This window comes from Escherichia sp. E4385 (assembly GCF_963883145.1).
GTDB lineage: Bacteria > Pseudomonadota > Gammaproteobacteria > Enterobacterales > Enterobacteriaceae > Escherichia.
This window is the reverse complement of the sequence record NZ_CAWOOJ010000019.1, coordinates 159,671-183,801: the sequence shown is the minus strand read 5'-3', so window position 1 is coordinate 183,801 and position 24,131 is coordinate 159,671. Positions and strand designations below refer to the sequence as shown.

Genomic DNA, 24,131 nt, shown 5'->3' with positions numbered 1-24,131 from the left:
AATCAGTAAAATAAATTCCCACGAATTTGGGGCGCAGGACGCCTTGAGAACGGCTTATCTCATTTTCGCAGTTACTAATTAGTTATCTTTAATACAAGGGAAACTGGCCGCCGAAGCGGCCATTTATTATTTATATTTTTTTCAGTGCGGTGAGTATTTTCTCCGGTGTGAAATGCCATTCGCGTAACCAAATGCCGCAAGCATCGTGAATTGCGGTAGCAATTGCCGGTGCTGCACCGTTCACGCCGATCTCCGAGATTGATTTCGCCCCGAATGGGCCGACTTTATCGTCACTCGGCACCAGCACAGCGCGGAAATCACGCGGAATGTCGCCAATTTTCGGCGCGCCATAGCTGCGTAAATCACGCGTTAATGGGTGTCCTTTGGCGTCATAAATGATCTCTTCGCTCATGCTGTGGCCGATAGCTCGGAGGGTAGCGCCGTAGATCTGCCCCAACGCTAACTCCGGGTTGACCGGAGTACCGCAATCCAGCAAGGCGTAGAATTTATCCAGGCGGATTTCACCGGTACGTGTATTGACGGCCACTTCAGCGAAGTTTGCCCCATACGGGAAGGCGAAATCAGGCGTGATGTAACTGGCTGTTCCCACCAGTGAACCAAAGCCAGTACCAGTTTCGCCTTTATGGGCAATATCCCCGAAACTGACTTCGCCTTTCTTGCCGCGAACGACACCCGGCGTTGCCAGTTGAACATCTTCCAGTGGCTCACCCAACATTTGCGCGCCGTGGAAAAGGATTTTGTCGCGTAAATTTTCCGCTGCCATACGTGCGGCGTTGCCTGAGAAGCAAGTGCCGGACGAGGCATACGCGCCTTTATCAAACAACGCATGATCGGTATCACCGGAGATAACATGCACGTCCTGCGGTGGACAATGCAGCACTTCGGCCGCCAGTTTAGTGACTACAGTATCCAGACCCGTACCGATGTCAGCACCACCAGAATGGACGATAAATGTACCGTCTGATTCCAGTTTGATCATGCAGTTAGCCTGATCGATATCAGGGATACCTGATTTCTGCATAATAATGGCGACGCCACGACCCACGCACCAGTCACCTTCCTGCGCTTTAGGTGAAGACCATTGGATCATCTCACGCCCCTGACGCAGGATCTCTTCCAGTGCGCAGCTGGCAGCAGAAGGAACGGAGGTCGGCGCTTTACCTTCGCCAATTGCGCCGAGAATCTTCAGCTCTTGCCCTTCGTGTACCCGGTTACGTTCGATAATTTCCAGCTGGTCGATCTGCAACTGTTCAGCCAGTTCTGCTAATGCCATAGTGATAGCGAAGTTACCTTTCGGTGCGCCATAACCCTGATAAGCACCATTTGGGCAGATGTTGCTGTAGTAGGTGGTGACCTGGAAATCGACGTTATCGCACGGATATAACGGCAGTGATAGCGCCGGTCCGTTACACGGTACGGTGAGTGAGTGGTTGCCGTAAGGGCCTGTGTTGGCGCGGAAATCCATCTTCACTGCCGTCAGGCGACCATCTTTTTTGGCCCCCAGTTTTACGGTAACTTTCGCGACGTGACGAGAAGTATTAGCAATAAACTCTTCTTCACGGGTGTAGCGGAACAGTACCGGACGCCCGGTCACGCAGGTTGCCCAGGCGCACACTTCTTCCAGCAGGATGTCCTGTTTAGACCCAAAACCGCCGCCTACGCGTTCTTTAATGACATGAACTTTATGCTGTTTCATGCCCACGAGACGCGCAACCTGGCGACGCAGGTGCCACGGTACTTGAGTGGACGCGTGGATAACCAGACGATCGCCGTCCATGCGGGTAAAGCAGATGTGTGTTTCAGTCGGGCACTGTTGTGCCTGAGTTGAATTATAGGTTCGTTCAATGATCACATCGGCGTCGGCAAAGCCTTTGTCCATATCACCAATATGACCATGAATACTGGCGGCGATATTTTTGCGAGGGCGAGAACCGATAGGGAAGTTGATGATCATATGCTCGCCGCGCTGGGCTGCATGGCTGTTATCGTCTTCCAGAGTATCTGGCGCACCAGCAACATACACCACCGGTTCATCGTGTACGACAGGCGCATCTTCCGCCATTGCCTCGTCAATCGACATTACTGGCTTAAGCACCTCATATTCAACGTCGATGAGCTTCAGTGCTTCGAGCGCAATTTCTTCATTTTCAGCTACGACCGCAGCCACGCGATCGCCGACGTGGCGCATTTTCTTGCCGAACATACGGCGGTCAAGCGGTGACGGTTCCGGTGCGCTCTGACCACCAGGTGTGTAGTAGATATCCGGGCAATTCAGGTGAGTAATAACGTGAACAACGCCCGGTAAAGCCTCGGCTTTACTGACATCCAGATGGGTAATCAGTGCGTGAGCGTGTGGGCTACGTAACATTTTAATGACGCAGGCGTCAGCGGTTACGCGGTCTTCAACATAGCAGGGTTTTGCCTGCACCATTTTGGCAGCGTCGGTTTTCGGGTAATGTTTACCAATAACTTCAAGGTCATCGCGGAAAGTTGGGGCGATATCAATCGTAGCCTGTGGGTTATTTTTACGTGCAACCGCCAGTTCAATGACCTGGTAGTATTGCTGCCAGCCAGCATCGCGGCTGAACAGACCAGAAAGCGCGTCGTCGATCTCTTCGCGGGTTGGTGTGGCGATGCGATCGAGAAGATCGGTGATAATCAGAGCCGCAGCCGGATCGTTATAACCGGACTGCACCACGCCGACATCAACCATTGCCTGTTGAACCAGACTTAATTCATTCCATTTGCCTAAGGATTCAGTGGTGAGAATGTCTGCGTTTTCTAACTGTGCTGCTATCAACAGGGAGGCGTTAAGGATATTACCGTTAAAAAGAATCGCGTCAGAACCGGCAAAACCGAAGCCATCATCACTGTTGCGCACAGAGTGCATACCCATGCCAAACAACAGCTTTTGCACGTTCTCACCAGGATTGGCCTTTAGCTCCTGGGGCGCGCCATTTAAAGTAAAGTGGATATTCATACGGCTTCCTCCCCAGCCTGTTGGCAGTCGGCATACAGGTCGGCTACCAGAACTCCCGTGATATAGCGTTTATAGGCCACGCTGCCCCGCAAATCTTCCTGCGGGAAAATGGCGTTGGCGACAGCCTGTTCAAGTGCATAGCCTTCCAAATTTTGTTTTTCGACATCGTGAAGACGCAGTGCTTTACTGGTGACGCCATCCAGCGCAATTCGCATACCGTCGTGGTCGGTTAACGCTACGGCTGCTGTCACTACCGTTAATCCAGCCTGGGAACGGCTAATTTTGCGAGTCGCACAGGTGCGGTACGGATCTTTAATGATGATTTCGGTTAGCAGGCGATCGCATGGGCAGGCCAGGTACTCTTCGATTGACAGTGTTTCACCATTGCCAAAAACCAGTTCAGCATCCAGAGCCAGCAGAACGGGAAGCAACACCGATTCTTCCTGCTGGGCGGCGATTTCGCCACCAATAGTCGACTGATTACGAACATGGCGAGAGTAAACAAAACCGAGTGCTTCGCGCAGTGCCGCAGGAATAAAGCGCGCATCACGCAGTGGCTGTAAGCGAGACATTGCACCAATACGCAGTGCGCCGTTATCCCAGTCAACCCAGTCCAGTTCCAGATCTTGTAAGGAAATGGCAATCTTTTTATCGGTGCGGGTTGGCGTGGCGTTGAGTTTGCTGCCGCCGGCAAACCAGACGGCTTCATCCTGGTAGCGGCGCTTCAGTTCCAGCGCCTGTTCGACAGAGTCGGGCCTGAAAAATTGTTCAATCATCTTCTTTCCTTATTTAACCCTCTTCCCTGAAGGAAGAGGGTTTTTGTCATTTATGCCAATGCATCCATACGACGCCACATACTGGCAGCGGCTTTTCTGGCTTGCGCATAAATGGAATCGCAATCGAAGTTAAACTGACGATCTTCATAGACCATCACGCCGTTGACCATCACGCTGTGAACGCTGCCTGACCCCATACCAAAGGCGATATGTCCGGCGATATTTTCTGCCAGCAGCGGCGTCGGCGAGTTGTAATCGCAAATGGTTAAATCTGCTTTATAACCGGCTTCCAGGAGGCCAAATTTCGCGCCAAAGTTGCGGCTTATCAGTTCGTTGCCGTTAGTCAGGGCTTTGGCAAAACTGTCAGGCCATAGCGGACCACCCGCATCGCGATGTTTAAAGAAGGCGAATTTCATCTCTTCAAACATATCTGAACCAATGCCGTCGGTTCCCAACGCCAGATTGCGAATATCGCTAAGGTGGTGGTTGTAGCCGACGTGGTTGTTCATGTTGGAACGAGCGTTATGCACCAGGAACGCATCGCGCTGATTGAGCAGAGCAATATCTTCTTTTGACAAATACAGACCGTGAGCAACCAGCGTTTTGCTGTCGATGAGATCGTATTCTGCCAGCCGTACCAGCAGGTCTTTGCCGTACCTGTGGTGACTGTGAGAAACGTCGTAAAGGTCTTCAGCGGCGTGAATGTGTAAACCACGCCCGGTAGCTTTCACTGCTTCGCGCAGCATTTCCAGTCCAGCATCCGGCACGGTAAACGGGGCGTGAGCGCCGATATGCGCTTCTACCAGATACGGCTCGGTTGCCGCTTTCTTCGCATCATCAATCTGACGGGCGAAGCGGATATTTTCTTCTACCCCTTCCTGTAACTCTTTAATGCCGTTGTTACGGTCAGTGGTTTCAAAACAGGTCATCGCGCGCAGGCCAACTTTTAAAAATGCGTTGCGCAGCGTTGAGAGCGACCCGCCGATATACGCCGGAGAAGCATGGTGATCGATAACCGATGTACATCCGCTCTTGATTGCTTCCAGTGAACAAATCAGTCCGCTGTAGTAGAGAGATTCTTCATCAAGGGCGCGATCGAGCCGCCACCACAGATTTTTCAGCGTCGAGATGAAGTCTGGGCAGGGGGCGATGTTTGCCATAATTCCGCGGGAAAGCCCCGAGTAAAAATGGTTGTGCGAGCAGACAATCCCCGGCATTACAATCCGACCATGCATCTCTTTGTAGTTGGCTTCAGGGTAGCGGTGTGTCAGGGCGTTGCCGATAGCGATAATCACATCATTTTCGATGGCGATATCGACGCCTTCCTGCACTTTCGCCGGGTGTAGCTGTACTGCGGTGACATTCTTCAGAATCAACATGATTACACCTCCACGCGGCCCAGCAGATAATGATGATGCTGGTGGACATGGCTAATGATGCGGCACATATCGTTCAGCTCTGGCGGTACGTTGTTGAACTGGCCTTCGCTGTCGATGTTTAACAACCAGCTTTGGTTATTCAGACGCACGCGTACTCGGCAATCTTCCACCAGGAAGCCAGGGTTGCTGCTGTTATCAAAATCTTGCGACAGGCTAAAGACGGTGATTTTGTCTTTGTACGGTTTACCGTTCCACGGGCAGAACTGGGCGCAGTTGCCGCATTCGTTGCAGTAGGCGTCCAGGTGCAGTGTCTGGAAACGGTTCTGGAATCCAGGGACCGCAATTGACACGTTGGCGCGGTTCGGGCAGACATCCACACACTTGCTGCAAACGTAGTTACATTCAAGGCAACGTGCGGCTTCCTGAGCGACAAACGCGTCACGATCATCGCTGTTCACCAGGGTGACAGAGATATCGCCTTTGCGTTGGTAGATTTCCGTCGGGTTGACGTTGTTCCAGTATTTATCGCTTTGGTGTGAACGGATATTTTCCCGGCTAAGAATGGCATCCGATGCCCGACGAGCTGTGCCGACAGCCGCGACAATGGAGGACGGTCCGCGCTGTACGTCACCGATCATAAAGACATTAGTCAGGCGGGTTTCACCGTTATGGTCGACGTCTGGCCAGCCGTTGTTGTCCAGCGGCACGCCCATCGTATTCAGGGCTTCAGTATCCTGTTGTTCGCCAATGGCGGTAATCAAACTGTCTACGTGCAGTGTTACCGTTTCGTTGGTTTCTACCGGGCGGCGGCGACCTTTCTCATCAGGTTCGCCAAGTGACATGACGCGCAACGTTAAGGTGCCATCAGCATCGAAACGTTCAGGATTGTTCAGGAAACGGAACTCCACGCCATCGTGCAGTGCTTCTTCATACTCTTCGCGCCATGCTGGCATCTCTTGCAGTGAACGACGGTAAACCACAGTCGCTTTTTCAACGCCAGGCACGCGTAATGCCGCACGGGCGCAGTCCATTGCAGTGTTACCCGCCCCGACAACCACCACATGTTTGCCCAGCTTGAGCGCAGTACCCTTGTTGTACTCGCGCAGGAAGGGGAGAGATTTCCAGACATTCTGGTTGTCGCCCGCCAGTTTCACACCGCTATTTTTATCAGTACCTGTGGCAATCAGAACGTAGTGGAAGCCCTGATTTTTTAACTGTTCGACGGTCAGGTCCGGCGAGCAACCGTACTCAAATTTCACGCCGTGATCGGCAACAAAATCGATATCGTGCTGAATTAACTCAGCCGGGATACGGAACTGAGGAATGATATTTTTCACCACGCCGCCCGCGTTAGCTTCGCGTTCAAACAGCGTGACCGGATGACCTGCTCTGGCAAGGAAGTAACCTGCAGCTAGGCCCGCCGGACCGGCGCCAATTACAGCAACCGGATGACGAGAACCAGAACCGGCTGGTTTGTGCCAGCGTTGCTTATATTCATCCCAGCCTTTTTCCAGGGCGACTTTTTTCAGTTCGCGGATATTCAACGCACTGTCGTAATCCAGACGAGTACAGTTGTACTGGCACTGGTGATCGCAAATATGGCCGGTAATCGCGGGCAGGGCGTTGCGTTGGTAGATAAGTTCCAGCGCGTCGGCATAGCGATGTTCCCCCAGCAGGCGAATATATTCCGGAATATCCTGTTTGATGGCACAAGCAGTAACACAGGGGGCAACGTAGCAGTCGGTCAGTGGCAGGTCTTCTGCCACTTCAATACGCTCTTCTGGCTTCCAGTGTTTCTGGGTGTATTCCATAGTTAGCGCATCTGCTGCCAGCCTGTTTAGCCGTTCGACGTCAACACGGTTAAGCTCCCAGGCGTCTGACCCTTCCAGTTCGCGCATGCAAGCGCTTAAGCGCAGATAGCCACCAGGTTTCAGCAGGTCAGTTGCCATGGTTATCGGGCGAATGCCCGTATCGAAAATATCGCGGATAGTTAACTGGCTGGCGCCACCGGAATAAGAGATAGGCAGTTTGCCGTCAAAGGCGCGGGAAAGAACTGCAGCGACATTGATGGAGAGCGGGAACAGCGCACGCCCGGACATATACATCTCTTCGCCAGGCAGTGCGCCTTTATTGTTGATGGTGCCGAGGGTATTAGTCAGTTTGACGCCAAAGCCGAGCGATTTTTCTTTCGCCAGCGCCATCAGGCGTTCCAGCATTTCCAGCGCCTGGGTTAGCTTGAGATCGTGATCAAATGACTCTTCTTTTAAGCCAATGTAATCGAAACCACAGCTATCGAGAATCTCGCGCACTCGCGCGTAACCCAATAAAGTCGGGTTGAGTTTCACGAAGGTATTGAGCTCTTTTTCTTCCAGCATGTAACGGCAAATGGCTTCGATTTCATGTGGAGGGCAGCCGTGCATCGTGGAGAGGGTAACGCCTTGTACCATGCTGGTGGGGATACGTGCCGATAAGGCCTGCAAGCTTTCACGTTTTTCCTGCAAACCGTGGCGGGCTAAAAATGCGTTATCCTGGAGTAGTTTATGAAGCGTATCGCGGTATTGTGCAAACTTCGGATGTGCAGACGCGTCCATCATATTATCGATGAATTGCTGCATAGGTGGTTGTTTAATGCCTTCGAGGTTGTAACCGACGCTCATATTAAAGATGAATGATTTACCGGACTCGGACGGCTGGAACATAGCTTCGAGAAGATGCAGGGCGAACCAGGCTTTGAGGTATTCATCCCACGCTTTAAGCAGGGTAAATTCGGTGGACCATTCGGTGTTAAAACACTCGTCTTCGGCGTCGATACAGGGCTTTTCCAGCTCCAGACGATCGAGGATTTGTACTGTTTTAAGTTCGATGAAGCGTCCGCCAGTCAGCCAGGAAGTGACGATGTTTTGTGCGAGTTGCGTGTGCGGACCTGCGGCGGGGCCGACTGGTGTCGCACAGGTTTCACCGAAAACACTGACAGATTTACCTTTTGCGGGTGAGTAAAACTGTTGCTCGGGAATACCAAAGATTGAGCGTTGTTGTTGGTATTCATCAAATATGCGCGTCAAAAGTTCCTCAAACGGAATGGGACGCATAATATCCCCCATAACCCTCTCCTTAGCTTACACAGATATCATTGAGTGACCGGTATTGAGAAATCCGGTGGTTTAGGGGGATAGAGCAACAATCACACCACTCTTGCCATGTTCGCCAGGAAATATAAAAAAATGTGAAGCGCCTCGAAACTTAAGGGGCTTTTGTGAATGATCTCACAGGAGTTAAATGAGAATTAAAATCACTCCTGGGTATTATTGTTGTCATGCGTTTTATCACTTTTTCTCATTTCTCAAAATCAGTGATTCTGTATCATTATGATAAAGATGTACTGAGTGGATTTAATATTTGAACGCAATCGTTTAACTGGCTTTTCTAAATTTTAGTATACTTTTTTTGCGCATCAATAAAGTCATTTGGAGTATCAATATCTAAAATTATTTCTTCATTTTCCATTTCGACGAAATAATGTTCGCCCATGAGTAATGCCTGGCGCATATGGGTAACATTAGGTTGTTTGACCGCCTGCATCAGGCAGGATTTTGACACTAAAATCGGATGGCCAGGCGTACCATTATGGAGCGGGAGTATGGCTCCGTTGTTTCTTAACTTCCAGATTTTTAGGAAGATATCTCTATTAATGGTTGGCATATCACCATGAGTGAGAAAACAATGTTCTGTTTGTACCGCTGGCGCTGCGGCTTTTACCGAAGTCAGTAACCCCTCCGCATAATCTGGATTGTAGATAATAGTAATGTTGCTATGGCTAGCGTAGCGATTATGCAGTTCATTGCCGCGATAACCAGTGACCAAAATAATTCGGCTACAAAACTGCAACGCATTTTTGATACTCGCGTCAAGAATTGTTCCCTGTTGCCAGGGTAACATCATTTTCCATTGCCCCATTCTTGATGATAATCCGGCCGCGGTAATTATACAGTCGATGGCTGACATAGTGGTTCCATTATTATATGGGCTAATAACGCCTGAAAATGTGTTACTCCCTGATTAATACGTACTTACCCCAGAGAGGTCCATGAAGACTCGTGAAAAGTATAATTGACCCATCGGCGTTATTCATTGATTTAGGCGCGCAGAAACACCCCACTGTGATTTCTGTTGTTGGCGCCGGGGGGAAAACCAGTCTGCTTTTTGGGCTGGCGCAGTTATTTCAGTCCATAGGCAGGCGCGTGTTAATTACTACGACCACACATATGTTTATGCCAGATTCTCACTGGCCCGTGGTTTTCTGTCGTGATCCCGCAATGCTTCCTCACTCGTCTCTCAAATTCCCCATTTCATTTTGTTTTCACCGCTGGAAAGCGAACCAGGGAAAAGTGCAGGGATTTACGCCAGAAGTGATTGATGCACTGGTGCAACGACCAGAGTGTGACGTAATTCTCATTGAGGCAGATGGCTCGCGTGGAATGCCGTTAAAAGCGCCTGATGAGCACGAACCTTGCATACCCAAAAGCAGTTGCTGCGTGATTGCTGTGATGGGAGGGCATATTTTGGGCGCGCAAGTTGGCACGGAAAATGTCCATCGCTGGTCGCAGTTTGCTGATATTACCGGGTTAACACCTGATGCAACCTTGCAACTGAGCGATCTCGTTGCGCTGGTTCGTCACCCTCAGGGCGCGTTTAAAAACGTACCACAAGGCTGTCGACGAATCTGGTTCATTAACCGTTTTTCTCAATGTGAGAATGCGATTGCGCAAAGCGAGCTACTTCAGCCGCTGCAACAACATGACGTAGAGGCAATCTGGCTGGGCGATATACAAGAACATCCTGCAATCGCGCGCAGATTTGTGAATTAGCGGCCCGGGCCTTCCGGGTTACTGAATGGATATCGATTGAGGTTGGTATGAATATTTTCACAGAGGCTGCAAAACTCGAAGAGCAAAATTGTCCTTTTGCAATAGCGCAAATTGTAGATAGCCGAGGCTCTACTCCCCGCCATTCTGCACAAATGTTAGTGCGCGCCGATGGTTCTATCGTCGGTACAATTGGCGGGGGAATGGTTGAGCGAAAGGTGATTGAAGAGTCGCTTCAGGCATTGCAGGAACGTAAGCCACGATTATTCCATGGACGCATGGCGCGTAACGGCACGGATGCCGTCGGCTCAGATTGCGGAGGCGCAATGTCAGTGTTTATCAGCGTACATGGTATGCGACCCCGGCTGGTGTTGATCGGCGCGGGGCATGTTAACCGGGCGATAGCCCAAAGCGCAGCACTGCTGGGGTTTGATATTGCTGTTGCCGATATTTATCGCGAAAGCCTGAATCCTGAACTTTTCCCGCCATCAACTGCGCTTGTTCATGCTGAGTCGTTTGGCGCGGCCGTGGATGCACTGGATATTCGCCCTGATAATTTTGTCCTGATTGCCACGAATAATCAGGATCGTGAAGCCCTCGATAAACTCATTGAACAGCCCATTGCATGGTTGGGGTTGCTGGCCAGTCGCCGCAAGGTTCAGCTTTTCCTGCGTCAATTGCGTGAGAAAGGCGTGGCTGAAGAACATATTGCCCGTTTGCACGCACCGGTGGGCTACAACATAGGTGCGGAAACGCCGCAGGAGATCGCTATCAGCGTTCTGGCAGAAATATTACAGGTGAAAAATAACGCGCCGGGTGGGCTGATGATGAAACCTTCTCATCCTTCCGGACACCAGCTGGTGGTGATTCGCGGTGCGGGGGATATCGCCAGTGGTGTGGCGCTACGTCTGTATCATGCGGGTTTTAAAGTGATCATGCTGGAAGTGGAAAAACCGACGGTGATTCGTTGTACCGTGGCGTTTGCCCAGGCCGTGTTCGATGACGAAATGACGGTTGAAGGCGTCACCGCCCGACTGGCAACCAGCGCTGTAGAGGCGATGAAACTGACTGAGCGTGGGTTTATTCCCGTGATAGTTGACCCCGACTGTTTACTGCTTGATGAGCTGAAACCACTTTGTGTGGTGGACGCTATTCTGGCGAAACAGAATTTGGGTACGCGTGCAGACATGGCTCCAGTGACGATCGCGCTTGGGCCGGGCTTTACCGCAGGTAAAGATTGTCATGCGGTGATTGAAACAAATCGTGGGCATTGGTTGGGACAGGTTATTTACTCTGGTTGCGCACAGGAGAACACTGGCGTTCCTGGAAATATTATGGGGCATACCACCCGGCGAGTTATTCGCGCTCCGGCGGCAGGTATCATGCGGTCCAACGTGAAGTTAGGCGATCTGGTACAAGAGGGCGATGTTATTGCCTGGATTGGCGAGCATGAAATAAAAGCGCCGCTGACGGGAATGGTGCGTGGTTTACTTAATGACGGGCTGGCGGTGGTCGGTGGCTTTAAAATCGGTGATATCGATCCTCGTGGTGAAACGGCTGATTTCACCAGCGTTTCTGACAAAGCCCGAGCGATTGGTGGTGGCGTACTTGAGGCGTTAATGATGTTGATGCATCAGGGCGTTAAAGCGACGAAAGAAGTACTGGAAGTGGCTTAAATGCAAATGGCCGGATGGTATTACCCACCCGGCCTGAGACTGATGACAAACGCCAAATTGCCTGATGCGCTGCGCTTATCAGGCCTACAAATTCTTTGCAAACCATTGAATATTATATGTTTTGTAGACTGAGTAAGGCGTTCACGCCGCATCCGGCATCAATAACGCGCACTTTGTTAACAATCTTTGGCCGAATGGCATCGCCACCCGGCCAATAAATTACTGAGAAATCACCGTTCCGGTTTTTCCTTCAATCCCTTCTTTCGCTTTGCTCAACACGGTAATCAGTGCTTCGCGACCTGCGCGAGAGCGGGCAAATGATGCGGCGGCTTCCACTTTCGGCAGCATAGAACCTTTTGCAAAATGCCCTTCTTCGATAAAGCGTTCTGCATCGGCCAATGACAGGCGATCGAGCCACTGCTCATTCTCTTTACCGAAGTTAATCGCCACTTTTTCTACAGCAGTCAGAATGATCAGCATATCGGCATCGATCATTTCTGCTAAACGGGCGCTGGCCCAGTCTTTATCGATAACCGCACTGGCGCCGCGCAGATGGTTACCTTCTCGAATCACAGGAATACCGCCACCGCCAACGGTGATCACAACCTGTCCTGCATCTACCAGCGCTTTAACTGTCTCTTTTTCAACAATATCTACCGGCTTAGGCGAAGCAACGACACGACGATAGCCGCGACCCGCATCTTCTTTCAGGGTATAGCCTTGTTTTGTCAGTTGCTCTGCTTCCTGCTCGGTAAAGAACGAACCGATCGGTTTGGTTGGGTTGAGGAAGGCCGGATCGTTAGCGTCGACTTCGACCTGGGTAACCAGCGTTGCAACGGGTTTATTAATGCCACGAGAAAGCAGTTCTTCTCTTAAGGCGTTTTGCAGATCGTAACCAATATATCCCTGACTCAACGCAACACAGACAGACATTGGCAGCATCGGTGAATGCGCTTCAGTTTTTGCAGCGGCTTCGAATGCCTGGTTAATCATGCCTACCTGTGGTCCATTACCATGAGTGACGATAACTTCATGTCCCTGGGCAATTAAATCAACAATTGCCTGAGACGTAATTTTTACCGCTTTCATTTGTCCGGCCAGATCGTCGCCCAGCGCATTCCCGCCGAGGGCGAGAACAATTTTCTTACTCATTTTTCCTCACTCATCATTCTTGATTGTGTATAGATCCCTGGCAGTGGTTAGAGCACGGGAGGGACAAACGGTTTGCGTCGCAGGAAACGTCCTCGCCCGGCTTTGCCTGTAAAGGTGCCGTCACAGAAAATCGTTTCACCACGGGATAAGGTTCTGACAATCGCGCCCTGACAGGTAAAGCCCTCCCAGGGAGAGTAGTCGGCGTTGTCGTGGAGATGGCGATGCTGAATTTGTTGGCTCTGGCGTGGGTCGATAATCACCACGTCGCCATCGGAACCGGGTGCTAATAATCCTTTTTGTGGCCACAGGCCAAACAGCCTTGCGGGCATCGCACTGGTTAATTCAACAAAACGCTCCGGTGTGATACGTCCCGTCATTACGCCACTGGAGAACAGCAACTGCATGCGATTTTCCACACCGGGCAAGCCATTTGGGCAGCGGCTAAAATCGCCTTTAGAAATTTGCTGGCGCTGGGCCATCGAGAAGGTGCAGTGATCGGTCGCCACCACGTCAATCGCACCATCGCTGATGCCACACCACAGCTTGTCCTGCTCGCGAACGTTGCGCAGCGGTGGGCTAAGAATGAACTTCATGCCATCTTCTGTATCGTAACTGCGTTCGTCCAGCAGGAGATATTGCGGGCAGGTTTCAACCCAGACTGGCTGGTGATTCGCGCGAGCAAGGCGCAGATAATCCAGACCTAAGCCGTTAGACAGGTGCACGATATAGAGCGGGGCGTTACCGGCAATTTGTGCCAGGTTAATCATTCTTGCGATGGCTTCGGCTTCGCATTCCAGAGGTCGGCTCAAGGCGTGGTAGCGCGGCGCGGTTAACCCAGCGGCGATAAACTCAGCTCGCTTACTGGCGATTGCGGCGTCATTTTCTGGGTGTACAGTGGTCAGCGCGCCGGATTCATGCAGGCGGCGTAATGCCTGTAGGACTTCATCATCGTTGAGTTTGTATTGATAGGTTAAATAGAGTTTAAAACTGCTCAGCCCTTCTTCTACCATCATCGGAATTTCGTCGAGTATGGCGTGATTAATATGCTGGATAACACCGTGAAAGCTGTAGTCGATGACCGCTTTATGGGCGGCATAACCACGATAAACTTCCAGTTGATGGCGTAATCGGCAGCCATTCGGGCCAAATCCCATATGATCAATAATGGTTGTTGTACCGCCACACGCGGCTGCGCGGGTACCGGTAAAAAAATCATCACAACTGCGCGCGATGCCGACATCAATATTGAAATGTGTATGGACATCTACGCCGCCAGGGAGAACGTAACAGCCAGTGGCATCAATTTCTTCACAGGGGAGTTGCGGCGAAATATCTTTGCCTAACTGGCGGACAATACCGCTTTCAATCAGCAAGTCCTGTTTGGCTTGTCCATCTGCGTTAACGACAGTGCCGTTTTTGATCAATACGCGCATAGCAAACTCCAAAAAACCTCCGGCGAACCGGAGGGAAATAGGTGAAGAGTAATTATTCTGTTGCCAGCCAGCTTAATGGGATTGCAGCGTACATAGCGGCACAGGTCACCAGGTGAGATTTCCAGGTTTTTTCGTTTGGCGCGTGTGCTTCAGGTTCTTTACCCGGTCCAAAGCCGATGACCGGAATGCCGTGACGGCCCATAATGGATACGCCGTTAGTTGAGAACGTCCACTTATCAACGACCGGTGCTTTGCCAAACAGACCTTCGTAGGCATTCACCAGCGTTTTAACGGTGAAATGATCTTCTTCCACTTTCCAGGTCGGGAAGTAGCATTCGGTTGGGTAAACCAGGCCAGTCCAGGACGGACGGTCGTAGTTGTACATAGAAACGACAGCATTGGCTTTCTGTACCGCAGGCAGGGCGCGGATTTCATCCAGCGCGCCTTCCCAGGTTTCGCCCCAGGTCAGGCGACGGTCGATGGAAACGGCACAGCTGTCTGCTACTGCGCAACGACTTGGTGAGGTGAAGAAAATTTCGGAAACAGTCAGTGTACCTTTGCCGAGGAATTCGTCATAGCCCAGACGTTGGGACAGTTCTTGTAATTCGCCAAGAATCGGGCCCATTTTGAAAATGGCGTTATCACCGCGTTCTGGTGCTGAACCATGGCAGCTAACGCCCTGAACATCAATGCGAATTTCCATACGACCGCGCTGACCACGATATACCTGGCAGTCGGTTGGTTCGGTACTGACCACAAATTCCGGGCGAATGCCGGATTGTTCAATAATGTACTGCCAGCACAGACCGTCGCAGTCTTCTTCTTGCACAGTACCGGTGACCAGCAGGGTATATTCATCTTCCAGACCGAGGTCTTTAATGATCTTACCGGCATAAACCATTGATGCCATGCCGCCTTCCTGGTCGGAAGTACCACGGCCACCGATCAGCTCGTCGGTTTCCATGCCTTCGTACGGGTCGAATTCCCAGTTTTTGATGTTACCAATGCCTACGGTGTCGATGTGAGCGTCCATTGCAACCAGACGCGGACCGTGGCCGATATAGCCGAGAACGTTACCCATCGGATCGATTTCAACTTTATCGAAGCCGACTTTTTCCATCTCTTCTTTAATACGATGTACTACACGTTTTTCGTCGCAGCTTTCACTGGGAATAGCAACCATATCGCGCAGGAAGCGAGTCATGTCTGCCTGGTAATCTTTTGCTTTTTCAAGAATCAGTTTGAATGGAATATTCTTAGCCATTATTTTTCTCCAGATTTTTTACTCCCCGTTTTGCAGGGAGCAGTTCCAATAGGGTGATTAAGGTGCTACAGCGTGTTTGCCTTCCCAGACAACTTCGCGGTAGTGCTTCACGTCGGTGTCGCCTTCGGTGCTGATAACCAGGACGACGGCATCTTTGTTCAGAGCCAGTTTTTCCATCAGGCTTTGACGTTGCGGGTGATAATGAACAGCCGCGAGAACGCCCAAACCGACAGCGCCAGATTCACCAGAAATGATGCGTGGATCGTTGCCGTACGGATTACCCAGCACACGCATACCTAATGCGGCAACGCTGTCCTGACAGGAGATAAATTGGGTGGCACAGTTACGTAAGATTTCCCAGCCCAGAGGGTTAGGTTCGCCGCAAGCCAGGCCCGCCATAATCGTGGCCATATCGCCGCCAACGTTGACGATGTCACCTTTGACGCCGGAGCGATAAATACAGTCAGCTTTGTCAGGTTCAACAATGATGCTGTGCAGATTTTGCGGGGTGTAAACATCCACCAAATAACCTAGTACACCGCCGGCCATAGCGCCGACACCGGCTTGCAGCAGAACGTGAGTTGGTGTTACGCCCATTTCACGCATTTGCTCGACGGCTTCATCTGCCAGAGTGGCGTAGCCCTGCATGATCCAGGTTGGAATTTTGGTGTAACCTTCCCAGGCGGTATCTTGCACCACTTCCCAGCCGTGTTGCTGCGCGTGTTGCATGGTCAGGCGAACGGTATCGTCATAGTTCATATCAGTGACGATGCACTCGGCTCCGAGGTTCAGAATGGCGTCAACGCGTTCTTGAGCGGAACCTTTCGGCATGTAAATTACCGCGTTCTGACCGAGTTGCTGTGCTGCCCAGGCAACACCGCGCCCGTGGTTGCCGTCGGTCGTTGTAGCAAATGTCATTTTTTCGCCGATGGCATTTTTCAGATGCTCGAATGACAGCGTTTCGATATCAAGATGATATTTTTCACACAATAATTGAGCGATGGCGTACGCACCGCCGAGCATTTTGAAGGCGTTCAGACCGAATCGTTTTGATTCGTCCTTAACGAGAATTTTCTTCACACCAAAAAGGTTTGCGAGATCGTCCAGCGCACAAAGCGGTGTTGGGCGATAGCCAGCAATTTTCTGGTGGAACTGGCGCGCCAGTTTTGCCTGGCTTTGCGAAAAGAGCGGTGATGTTTCGCCGTTGAAAAATTTGTTATCGGCGATATCAATCTTCAATGAGAAAACGGACATATCCTATCCTTTTGGCCTCTGGAAATAGAGAGCCGACCTGTCGATCGGCCCGAGGGGGTTATTTCACGCGTTCTTGCGCTTCTTTAAGCAGTTGTTCGAGCAGTGCGCCTGGTTTGGAATATTTACGGGACAGGATCATCGCGGCGATGATGTATGGCTTCCAGCTGGCTTCTTTGTAGGTCGCGATACGGTATTTTTCGAATACGCCTTCAGTGACTTCTCCTTCTTTGCAGGATACGCCGCTGATATCGGCTGGCAGGCAGTGCATATACAGGGCTTCGCCGTCGCGGGTCAGCTCCATCATCTCTTCAGTACAATGCCAGTCTTTGTGCTGTGCGTTCTGTGCCAGACACTGTTTTTCCAGCGCTTTCAGTCCTTCGTGATCGTTAGCGCGCAGCAGTTCAGTACGCTCTTCCATCACTTTGTAAGGTGCCCAGGACTTCGGATAAACGATGTCAGCGTCTTTGAATGCTTCTTCCATGCTTGTTACCTGACGGAAGCTGCCGCCGGATGCTTTAGCATTGTTTTTAGCGACTTCAACGACATCCGGGATCAGGTCATAACCTTCTGGATGGGCAAGGGTGACATCCATACCGAAGCGGGTCATCAGACCGATGATGCCTTGTGGTACAGACAGCGGTTTGCCATAGCTTGGGGAGTATGCCCATGTCATGGCGATTTTTTTACCTTTCAGGTTTTCCAGTGAACCAAAGTGTTCACGTAACCATGCCAGGTCAGCCATTGATTGAGTCGGATGGTCAATATCGCATTGCAGGTTAACTAAAGCCGGGCGCTGCGGCAGTACGCCTTGCTTATAGCCGTCGTCGAGGGCAGCGCCAACTTCACGCATATAGGCATTACCCGCGCCCAGATACATATCGTCACGAATACCGATAGCGTCAGCGCAGAAGGAGATCATATTAGCGGTTTCACGGACAGTTTCGCCGTGCGCAATCTGTGATTTACCTTCATCAAGATCCTGCTGTGCAAGGCCGAGCAGGTTAAGCGCAGAAGCATAAGAGAAGCGGGTACGAGTGGAGTTGTCGCGGAATACGGAAATACCTAATCCACTATTAAAGACTTTGGTAGAGATGTTTTCAGCACGCAGTGCTTTTAATGCTGCGGCAACGTCCAGTACTTGTTTCAGTTCATCTGGCGTCTGTTCCCACGTTAACAAAAAATCTTTCTCGTGCAGGTGAGAGGTCAGCGAATTGATATCCTTAATCAGCTCATTAACAGTTTTCATCATAAAGTCCCGGTAGTGGAATGACAGGCAAAGTGGTTTATTTCACTGTGACTTGCCAAAGTGATTGGTGTTTTCACAGCTATACCAGGGACTAACAATAAACATGCCAGAATTATCTACGCGGTCACGAAACGCTAATCTGACAGGGGATATGTGGGATTGATCACAAATTATCGCCACACTACGGAAGTTAAAAATATACGGAAACGTTTGGCTTTTTTAACGCAGTTATTTATTTGCTGCTAAGTATCAGAAATAAGATAAAGGGACAGGTGAAAGCTCGTCAGTTTGATAAACTCACTCCCGTAATTCTCATATTGATATAGAAATGTGATATCACTTCCATAATTTCATTAGAAAGTGATAAAAATCTTATGTTTTTAGCAAAGCGATTTTTGCCTGAGTTAATATCGTTATGATCTGTGAACCATCAACGTCTTCAATGATCGACTTTTAAGTGATTCTGGAAGGTAAAGCTATGGAGCTTGCTAATACGCAGTCAGTTTTGATGCAAATTCAACCAACAATTCAGCGTTTTGCCAGAATGCTAGCCAGCGTTTTGCAGCTTGAGGTTGAGATCGTTGATGAAAACTTGTGTCGCGTCGCTGGAACCGGCGCATATGGGAAATTTCTTGGTCGCCAGTTGAGTGGCAACTCACGCTTGCTCCGCTATGTCCTCGAAACGAAAACCGAAAAGGTCGTGACACATTCTCGCTTCGATCCCCTTTGTGAAGGCTGCGACAGTAAAGAGAGTTGTCGTGAGAAGGCGTTCCTGGGGACGCCCGTTATTCTGCAGGATCGTTGTGTCGGAGTGATAAGTTTGATTGCTGTTACTCATGAGCAACAAGAACATATCAGTGATAATTTACGCGAATTTTCAGATTACGTTCGCCATATATCGACTATTTTTGTCTCGAAACTCCTGGAAGATCAGGGGCCGGGAGATAACATCAGTAAAATATTTGCTACCATGATCGATAATATGGATCAAGGTGTATTAGTTATTGATGAGGAAAATCGTGTTCAGTTCGTTAATCAGACTGCATTAAAAACACTTGGCGTTGTGCAAAATAATATGGTTGGGAAACTTATCCGTTTCAGGCCATTAACATTTGAGAGTAATTTTACTCATGGACATATGCAACATATTGTCTCGTGGGATGATAAAAGTGAATTGATAATTGGTCAGTTGCATAACATTCAGGGACGACAGCTATTTTTAATGGCGTTTCACCAATCCCATACCAGTTTTTCCGTGGCAAATGCATCTGATGAACCGCATATTGAACAATTGGTTGGCGAGTGCCGTGTTATGCGGCAATTAAAACGGCTGATTAGCCGCATCGCACCTAGCCCCTCCAGCGTCATGGTTGTTGGTGAAAGCGGGACCGGAAAAGAAGTGGTGGCCCGTGCTATTCATAAGTTGAGTGGGCGACGGAACAAACCCTTTATCGCTATCAACTGCGCGGCGATTCCGGAACAGCTTCTGGAGAGTGAGCTGTTTGGTTATGTTAAAGGCGCATTTACTGGCGCTTCTGCCAACGGTAAAACAGGGCTGATTCAGGCAGCAAACACGGGAACTCTGTTTCTTGATGAAATTGGCGATATGCCTTTAATGCTTCAGGCAAAACTGCTGCGGGCGATTGAAGCGCGTGAGATCCTGCCTATTGGCGCCAGTAGCCCAATACAGGTCGACATCCGCATCATTTCTGCAACAAACCAGAATCTGGCTCTGTTCATAGCCGAAGGTAAATTCCGCGAAGATCTTTTCTACCGACTTAACGTTATTCCTATCACTCTGCCACCGCTACGTGAGCGTCAGGAAGATATTGAACTGCTGGTGCATTACTTTTTACATCTCCATACCCGTCGTCTGGGATCGGTTTACCCGGGTATTGCTCCCGATGTTGTTGAGTTACTGCGTAAGCATCGTTGGCCAGGAAACCTGCGAGAGTTAAGTAATTTGATGGAGTATCTGGTCAACGTCGTTCCTTCGGGCGAAGTCATCGACAGTACGCTACTACCACCAAATCTGGTTAATAACGGTACGGCGGAGCAAAGTGAGATGCCAGAAGCCAGCGAGGCACATTTGGCTCTTGATGATGCTGGCGGCACAGCGCTGGAGGAGATGGAAAAGCAGATGATTCGCGAAGCGCTCTCACGGCATAACAGTAAGAAGCAAGTCGCTGATGAGCTTGGTATTGGCATCGCCACGCTTTATCGTAAAATTAAGAAATATGAATTGTTAAGCGCATAGTCATCAAAAAATCCGGCCTGAATTCAGGCCGGATTGCGTTTTACTTCGTTTCTTCACAGTCCAGAACAGTATTCACAATCATTTGATATCCGGTACAGCGACACAGATTCCCGGCCAAGCCACGGCGAATTTCCGTAATGGTTAACGGTTTCTCTCGAGGTTTTGCCAGCATTGCCGTAGTGGCCATAATCAGCCCCGGCGTACAAAAACCACACTGTACAGCGCCAGATTTCGCATAAGCCTGTTGTACATGAGAAAGTTTGCCGCCTTTCGCTTCGCCTTCCAGCGTGCGGATCTGTTTTCCTTCAGCCCATGCGGCCAGGTATAAGCAGCTGTCTATCGCGGTTCCGTCAACCAGCACCGTACAGGCACCGCATTCACCAACGCAGCATCCTTGTTTGACACTAAGCAGCCCTTGTTCGCGGAGCAGTTCCGAAAGCGGCATACCTGGCGCGGCGTGAAGCTGAAAAGGCATATCGTTAATGATGCATTCAATAGTAATACTTTCGCTGTGATTCATTGCAATTTTCCCCCCGCCGCAGCGACGGCTTCGCTAATCACTTTTTTGGTCATCGTCTGAATGAGATGCAGACGGAACTCTTTACTTGCTCGCCATGAAGAACGCGGTGCGACATCCTGTAGGACAGATTCGCAGATGGCCTCCAGTGTTTGCTGGTTTAATGGCGCATTTTGTGCAGCCTGTTCGGCATGTTGGCAGCGAATCGGCGTTGGTGCGGCAACACCAAATGCCAGACGCAACTCGCTGAAGTAGCCGTTGTTCAATCGACAGTGAGCGGCACACCCGATTGTTGAAATATCCATCGCATCGCGCATGGCATATTTATAATGTGCGCTACCTGCGTGTTCTTTTGGCTGCGGAGGAAAATGAAACGCGACCAGAATTTCATCATGCTCAAGGGAAACCTTGCCTGGTCCGGTATGAAAACCATTAATCGAGACGAAACGAACCCCACGCGGTGAATGGATTTCCAGCTTCGCGTCATAAATCAGTGTTGGTGTTGCTGAATCTGCGCTGGTGGCGCCGTTGCAAATATTTCCGCCGTAGGTCGCGACATTACGGATTTGCGGGCCGGCAATAGACGAAGCCGCAGCGCATAATGCCGGGAGATGATGTTGCGTTAACTGATTTTCTATTAACTGAGTAAAGGTCGTCGCAGAGCCGATGCGTAGTGCACCATCTTCCGCCAGCGTAATACCCCGAAGCTCCGCCAGATTGTGGATATCAACAATATGGCGATAGCGATCATTGTGGTGGTGGAGTTGAATCAGTACGTCAGTGCCACCGGCGAGCAGTTTGGCCTGCGGATTTTGAGCCAGCAGGTTGGTTGCATCGGCAACGGTCGTTGCGCGATGGTAAGAAGCAAAATCAAACATGATGTTATCCTCAAATCAATCCTGCCAGATGGAACTCTTCATATAACCGTTTTGGTGTCAGCGGCAGCGTATTGATTGCGACACCGGTAGCCATCTTCACCGCATTACGAATTGCAGCGGCAACAGGAATAATTGGCGGCTCACCCAGTGACTTATGTCCGTATGCAGATTGTGGTTCATTAATTTCGACAAACGCACTTTCCAGTTGTGGCAGATCCGGCATGGTCGGCATTTTGTAATCCAGTAAATTTGGGTTACGCACCACGCCACTTTTCGCGTCGATGATCATCTCTTCAAAAAGCGCCCAGCCGATGCCCATCCCCATCCCGCCGTGTACCTGACCTTCAGCCAGCAGCGGATTAAGAATATGGCCCGAATCATGAACGTTGAGGATGCGGTTGATGGTGACCTTACACAGCGCGATATCGACTGTCAGATCAACAAAGGTACAGCCAAACGCAGGTGGGTTCGTGGTGGTTTTGATCGAGCTTTCGGCAGAAAGTTGCCCGCCACGTTCAGGATGATAAAACGCATCCATTGCCAGGTTTTTTAACGACAGTAATGCCTCTTCCGGTCTTTCAACCAGTACGATATGGCCTTTTATCAGGGTTAGATTCATCGCCGACAGATGCAGCATTACTGCGGCGTGAGCGATGATTTTCTCTTTTAATAACAGTGCCGCACTGCGCAGCGCAGGTGCGGCTACATAGCTCTGACGTGAGGCAAATGCGCCTGGATCGAATGGCGTAATATCGGTATCTTGCGTCGAAATTACGCGTACATCACTGACCGGAACGCCCACGGTTTCAGCTACCATTTGCGAGAACACCGTGTCGGCACCCTGACCGATTTCCGTCGCGCCGCTCTGCACGTTGATGGTTCCATCCTGATTCATCAACAGGCGCGCGCCAGCGATTTCTACACCGACAGGCCAGGTGTTAGAGGTGTAGCTAAAACAGGCGACGCCAATGCCGCGGCGCAGATTGCCCTGCGGGTTCTGGCACTCTGCACGGCGTTTTTCCCATTCAAAGATTTCCCGCCCTTTTTCCAGGCACTCTGGCAATCCGGCACTGTAGATGCGTTTGCCTGTGAGTGGATTTGTATCGCCTTCGCGGGCGGCATTGCGTAAACGAATTTCAACCGGGTCAATGCCCAGCGCTTCAGCAGCGTCATCCAGCATAGATTCAACAGCAAAAACCACCTGCGGTGCGCCATAGCCACGCATCGCACCCGCTGAGGGTAGATTGGTATAGCAAGTCTTTGAGCTATAAGAATAGGCACAGCGCGGGTAGAGATAAGCAACTTTATTGCCGCCTGCAGAAGCGATGGAATGACCGTGTGAAGCGTAAGCGCCGGTGTTAGACAGAACATCCAGGCTATAGCCTTTTAGCGTACCATCGCGGTTGACGCCCATTTGTCCGTCAATGGTAAAAGCGTGGCGAGTGCGGGTCGCCAGAAAACATTCTTCGCGGCTTAGGGAAACTTTAACCGGAATGCCGCCGAGTTTACTGGTCAGAAATGCCGCCATCGGCTCTTCCAGTACATCTTGTTTATTACCAAAACCACCGCCGACAAAGGGCTTGATAACCCGCACGCACGACCAGGGAATATCCAGCGCCTGACCGACAACGCGGCGGACAATGTGCGGGATTTGGGTGCTGGAAACGATGGTAATTCGTGAATCGTCTTCCATCCACGCCAATGAGGTCACACTTTCCATATGACAATGTTGAATGACCGGCGTCTGATAATGCCCCTGCACCTGGTAATCGGCAGCGTCGATTGCTTGCTGGACATTACCTGTCGACATTGTGCTTTGTTTCAGTAAATTGCCACCGCTATGGATTGGCGCTGCATCTTCTGCCAGTGCCGCTTCTGGCGTGGTAATGACGGGTAATTCTTGCCATTCGATGTGAACAAGTTGCGCTGCTTTTTCCGCTGTGAGTTCATCACGGGCAACGACAATAGCAACCGCATCGCCATGATGGCGGACGTGGCGTGTTAACAGGGCGCGATCGGCGGTATCGCGTTTATTCTCATCCAGAGTCCAGGCATGGCCCGCCGTGGCAAAGGAAATATCAGGAACATCTTCCCAGGTAAATACGGCCAGTATGCCTGGTAAACTTCTGGCTTGTTCATCGTTAATGCTCACCGCATAACCATGTGCAATTGGGCTACGTACATATTTCGCGTAACACATGCCCGCCATAACATAATCGTCAGTATATCGTGCCCGCCCGGTGACCTTCGCAATGGCATCGACGCGCATGCATGATTCACCTGTAGCGGTTGCTTCCCGCGCTTCCATAGAAATCCCCTTGATTTGAACATTTGGTTCTTATGGCAATGATTAAGTCTTTGCAGGCAAGAATTACGCCAGAAACGACTATAAACACGAGGGGAGAGGGGAAGTGTGATGTCGTTAAAAAAACGCTA

16 protein-coding genes are annotated in these 24,131 nt (G+C 50.5%); 3 read left to right on the top strand and 13 right to left on the bottom strand.

What is annotated here, in order from left to right; genetic code table 11:
- Window positions 1-130 precede the first annotated feature (130 nt).
- The 5 genes from AACS80_RS19755 to mocA all read right to left on the bottom strand — a co-directional run bounded on the left by AACS80_RS19755 (window position 131) and on the right by mocA (window position 9,158).
- Window positions 131-3,001: a molybdopterin-dependent oxidoreductase Mo/Fe-S-binding subunit gene (locus tag AACS80_RS19755; protein ID WP_135410353.1), complete on the bottom strand. Its 2,871-nt coding sequence runs from the start codon at window positions 2,999-3,001 to the stop codon at window positions 131-133.
- Window positions 2,998-3,777 (bottom strand): molybdopterin-dependent oxidoreductase FAD-binding subunit, encoded by a 780-nt coding sequence (gene ygfM, locus AACS80_RS19750; protein ID WP_130259390.1) that lies wholly within the window; start codon window positions 3,775-3,777, stop codon window positions 2,998-3,000. Before ygfM ends, AACS80_RS19755 begins: the two co-directional genes overlap by 4 nt.
- A gap of 50 nt (window positions 3,778-3,827) precedes the next feature.
- Window positions 3,828-5,156 carry a putative aminohydrolase SsnA gene (gene ssnA, locus AACS80_RS19745; protein WP_135410352.1) on the bottom strand — a complete coding sequence of 443 codons (1,329 nt, stop codon included), beginning with the start codon at window positions 5,154-5,156 and terminating at the stop codon, window positions 3,828-3,830.
- Between the two features lie 2 nt (window positions 5,157-5,158).
- Window positions 5,159-8,257 (bottom strand): putative selenate reductase subunit YgfK, encoded by a 3,099-nt coding sequence (ygfK, locus tag AACS80_RS19740; RefSeq protein WP_138183934.1) that lies wholly within the window; start codon window positions 8,255-8,257, stop codon window positions 5,159-5,161.
- Between the two features lie 322 nt (window positions 8,258-8,579).
- Complete coding sequence (gene mocA, locus AACS80_RS19735) at window positions 8,580-9,158, bottom strand: molybdenum cofactor cytidylyltransferase (protein ID WP_135410351.1); 579 nt, start codon at window positions 9,156-9,158, stop codon at window positions 8,580-8,582.
- A gap of 92 nt (window positions 9,159-9,250) precedes the next feature.
- Here mocA and yqeC point away from each other — a divergent pair, with 92 nt between their 5' ends.
- Both yqeC and yqeB read left to right on the top strand, forming a co-directional pair.
- Window positions 9,251-10,021, top strand: coding sequence for a selenium cofactor biosynthesis protein YqeC (gene yqeC / locus AACS80_RS19730; RefSeq protein WP_135410350.1), 771 nt, complete (start codon window positions 9,251-9,253; stop codon window positions 10,019-10,021).
- 47 nt (window positions 10,022-10,068) lie between these two features.
- A complete protein-coding gene (yqeB, locus tag AACS80_RS19725) occupies window positions 10,069-11,694 on the top strand; it encodes a selenium-dependent molybdenum cofactor biosynthesis protein YqeB (protein WP_135410349.1) in 1,626 nt (541 codons plus the stop codon).
- A gap of 219 nt (window positions 11,695-11,913) precedes the next feature.
- Here yqeB and arcC read toward each other — a convergent pair whose 3' ends face one another.
- Genes arcC through ygeW form a run of 5 tightly spaced genes read right to left on the bottom strand, consistent with a single transcriptional unit; the run spans window position 11,914 to window position 18,043 of the window.
- Window positions 11,914-12,846 (bottom strand): carbamate kinase, encoded by a 933-nt coding sequence (gene arcC, locus AACS80_RS19720; RefSeq protein ID WP_130207792.1) that lies wholly within the window; start codon window positions 12,844-12,846, stop codon window positions 11,914-11,916.
- A 47-nt stretch (window positions 12,847-12,893) separates the two neighbouring features.
- Window positions 12,894-14,279 (bottom strand): D-phenylhydantoinase, encoded by a 1,386-nt coding sequence (hyuA, locus tag AACS80_RS19715; RefSeq protein ID WP_135410348.1) that lies wholly within the window; start codon window positions 14,277-14,279, stop codon window positions 12,894-12,896.
- A gap of 52 nt (window positions 14,280-14,331) precedes the next feature.
- A complete protein-coding gene (locus AACS80_RS19710; RefSeq protein WP_064529812.1) occupies window positions 14,332-15,543 on the bottom strand; it encodes a YgeY family selenium metabolism-linked hydrolase in 1,212 nt (403 codons plus the stop codon).
- A 57-nt stretch (window positions 15,544-15,600) separates the two neighbouring features.
- A complete protein-coding gene (gene dpaL / locus AACS80_RS19705) occupies window positions 15,601-16,797 on the bottom strand; it encodes a diaminopropionate ammonia-lyase (protein ID WP_135410347.1) in 1,197 nt (398 codons plus the stop codon).
- 58 nt (window positions 16,798-16,855) lie between these two features.
- On the bottom strand, window positions 16,856-18,043 hold the full coding sequence (gene ygeW, locus AACS80_RS19700) for a knotted carbamoyltransferase YgeW (protein WP_001360948.1): 1,188 nt from the start codon (window positions 18,041-18,043) through the stop codon (window positions 16,856-16,858).
- Window positions 18,044-18,521: 478 nt separating this feature from the next.
- Here ygeW and AACS80_RS19695 point away from each other — a divergent pair, with 478 nt between their 5' ends.
- The gene (locus tag AACS80_RS19695) at window positions 18,522-20,300 is read left to right on the top strand and encodes a sigma-54 interaction domain-containing protein (protein WP_135410346.1); all 1,779 of its coding nucleotides are present in this window, start codon (window positions 18,522-18,524) and stop codon (window positions 20,298-20,300) included.
- 40 nt (window positions 20,301-20,340) lie between these two features.
- Here AACS80_RS19695 and xdhC read toward each other — a convergent pair whose 3' ends face one another.
- The 3 genes from xdhC to xdhA are packed head-to-tail and all read right to left on the bottom strand — an operon-like array spanning window position 20,341 to window position 24,003.
- The gene (gene xdhC / locus AACS80_RS19690; protein WP_130207784.1) at window positions 20,341-20,820 is read right to left on the bottom strand and encodes a xanthine dehydrogenase iron sulfur-binding subunit XdhC; all 480 of its coding nucleotides are present in this window, start codon (window positions 20,818-20,820) and stop codon (window positions 20,341-20,343) included.
- Window positions 20,817-21,695, bottom strand: a complete 879-nt coding sequence (gene xdhB / locus AACS80_RS19685) for a xanthine dehydrogenase FAD-binding subunit XdhB (RefSeq protein WP_130207782.1) — start codon at window positions 21,693-21,695, stop codon at window positions 20,817-20,819. The genes xdhC and xdhB overlap by 4 nt, the downstream gene beginning before the upstream one ends.
- 10 nt (window positions 21,696-21,705) lie before the next feature.
- Complete coding sequence (xdhA, locus tag AACS80_RS19680; RefSeq protein WP_135410345.1) at window positions 21,706-24,003, bottom strand: xanthine dehydrogenase molybdenum-binding subunit XdhA; 2,298 nt, start codon at window positions 24,001-24,003, stop codon at window positions 21,706-21,708.
- Window positions 24,004-24,131 lie beyond the last annotated feature (128 nt).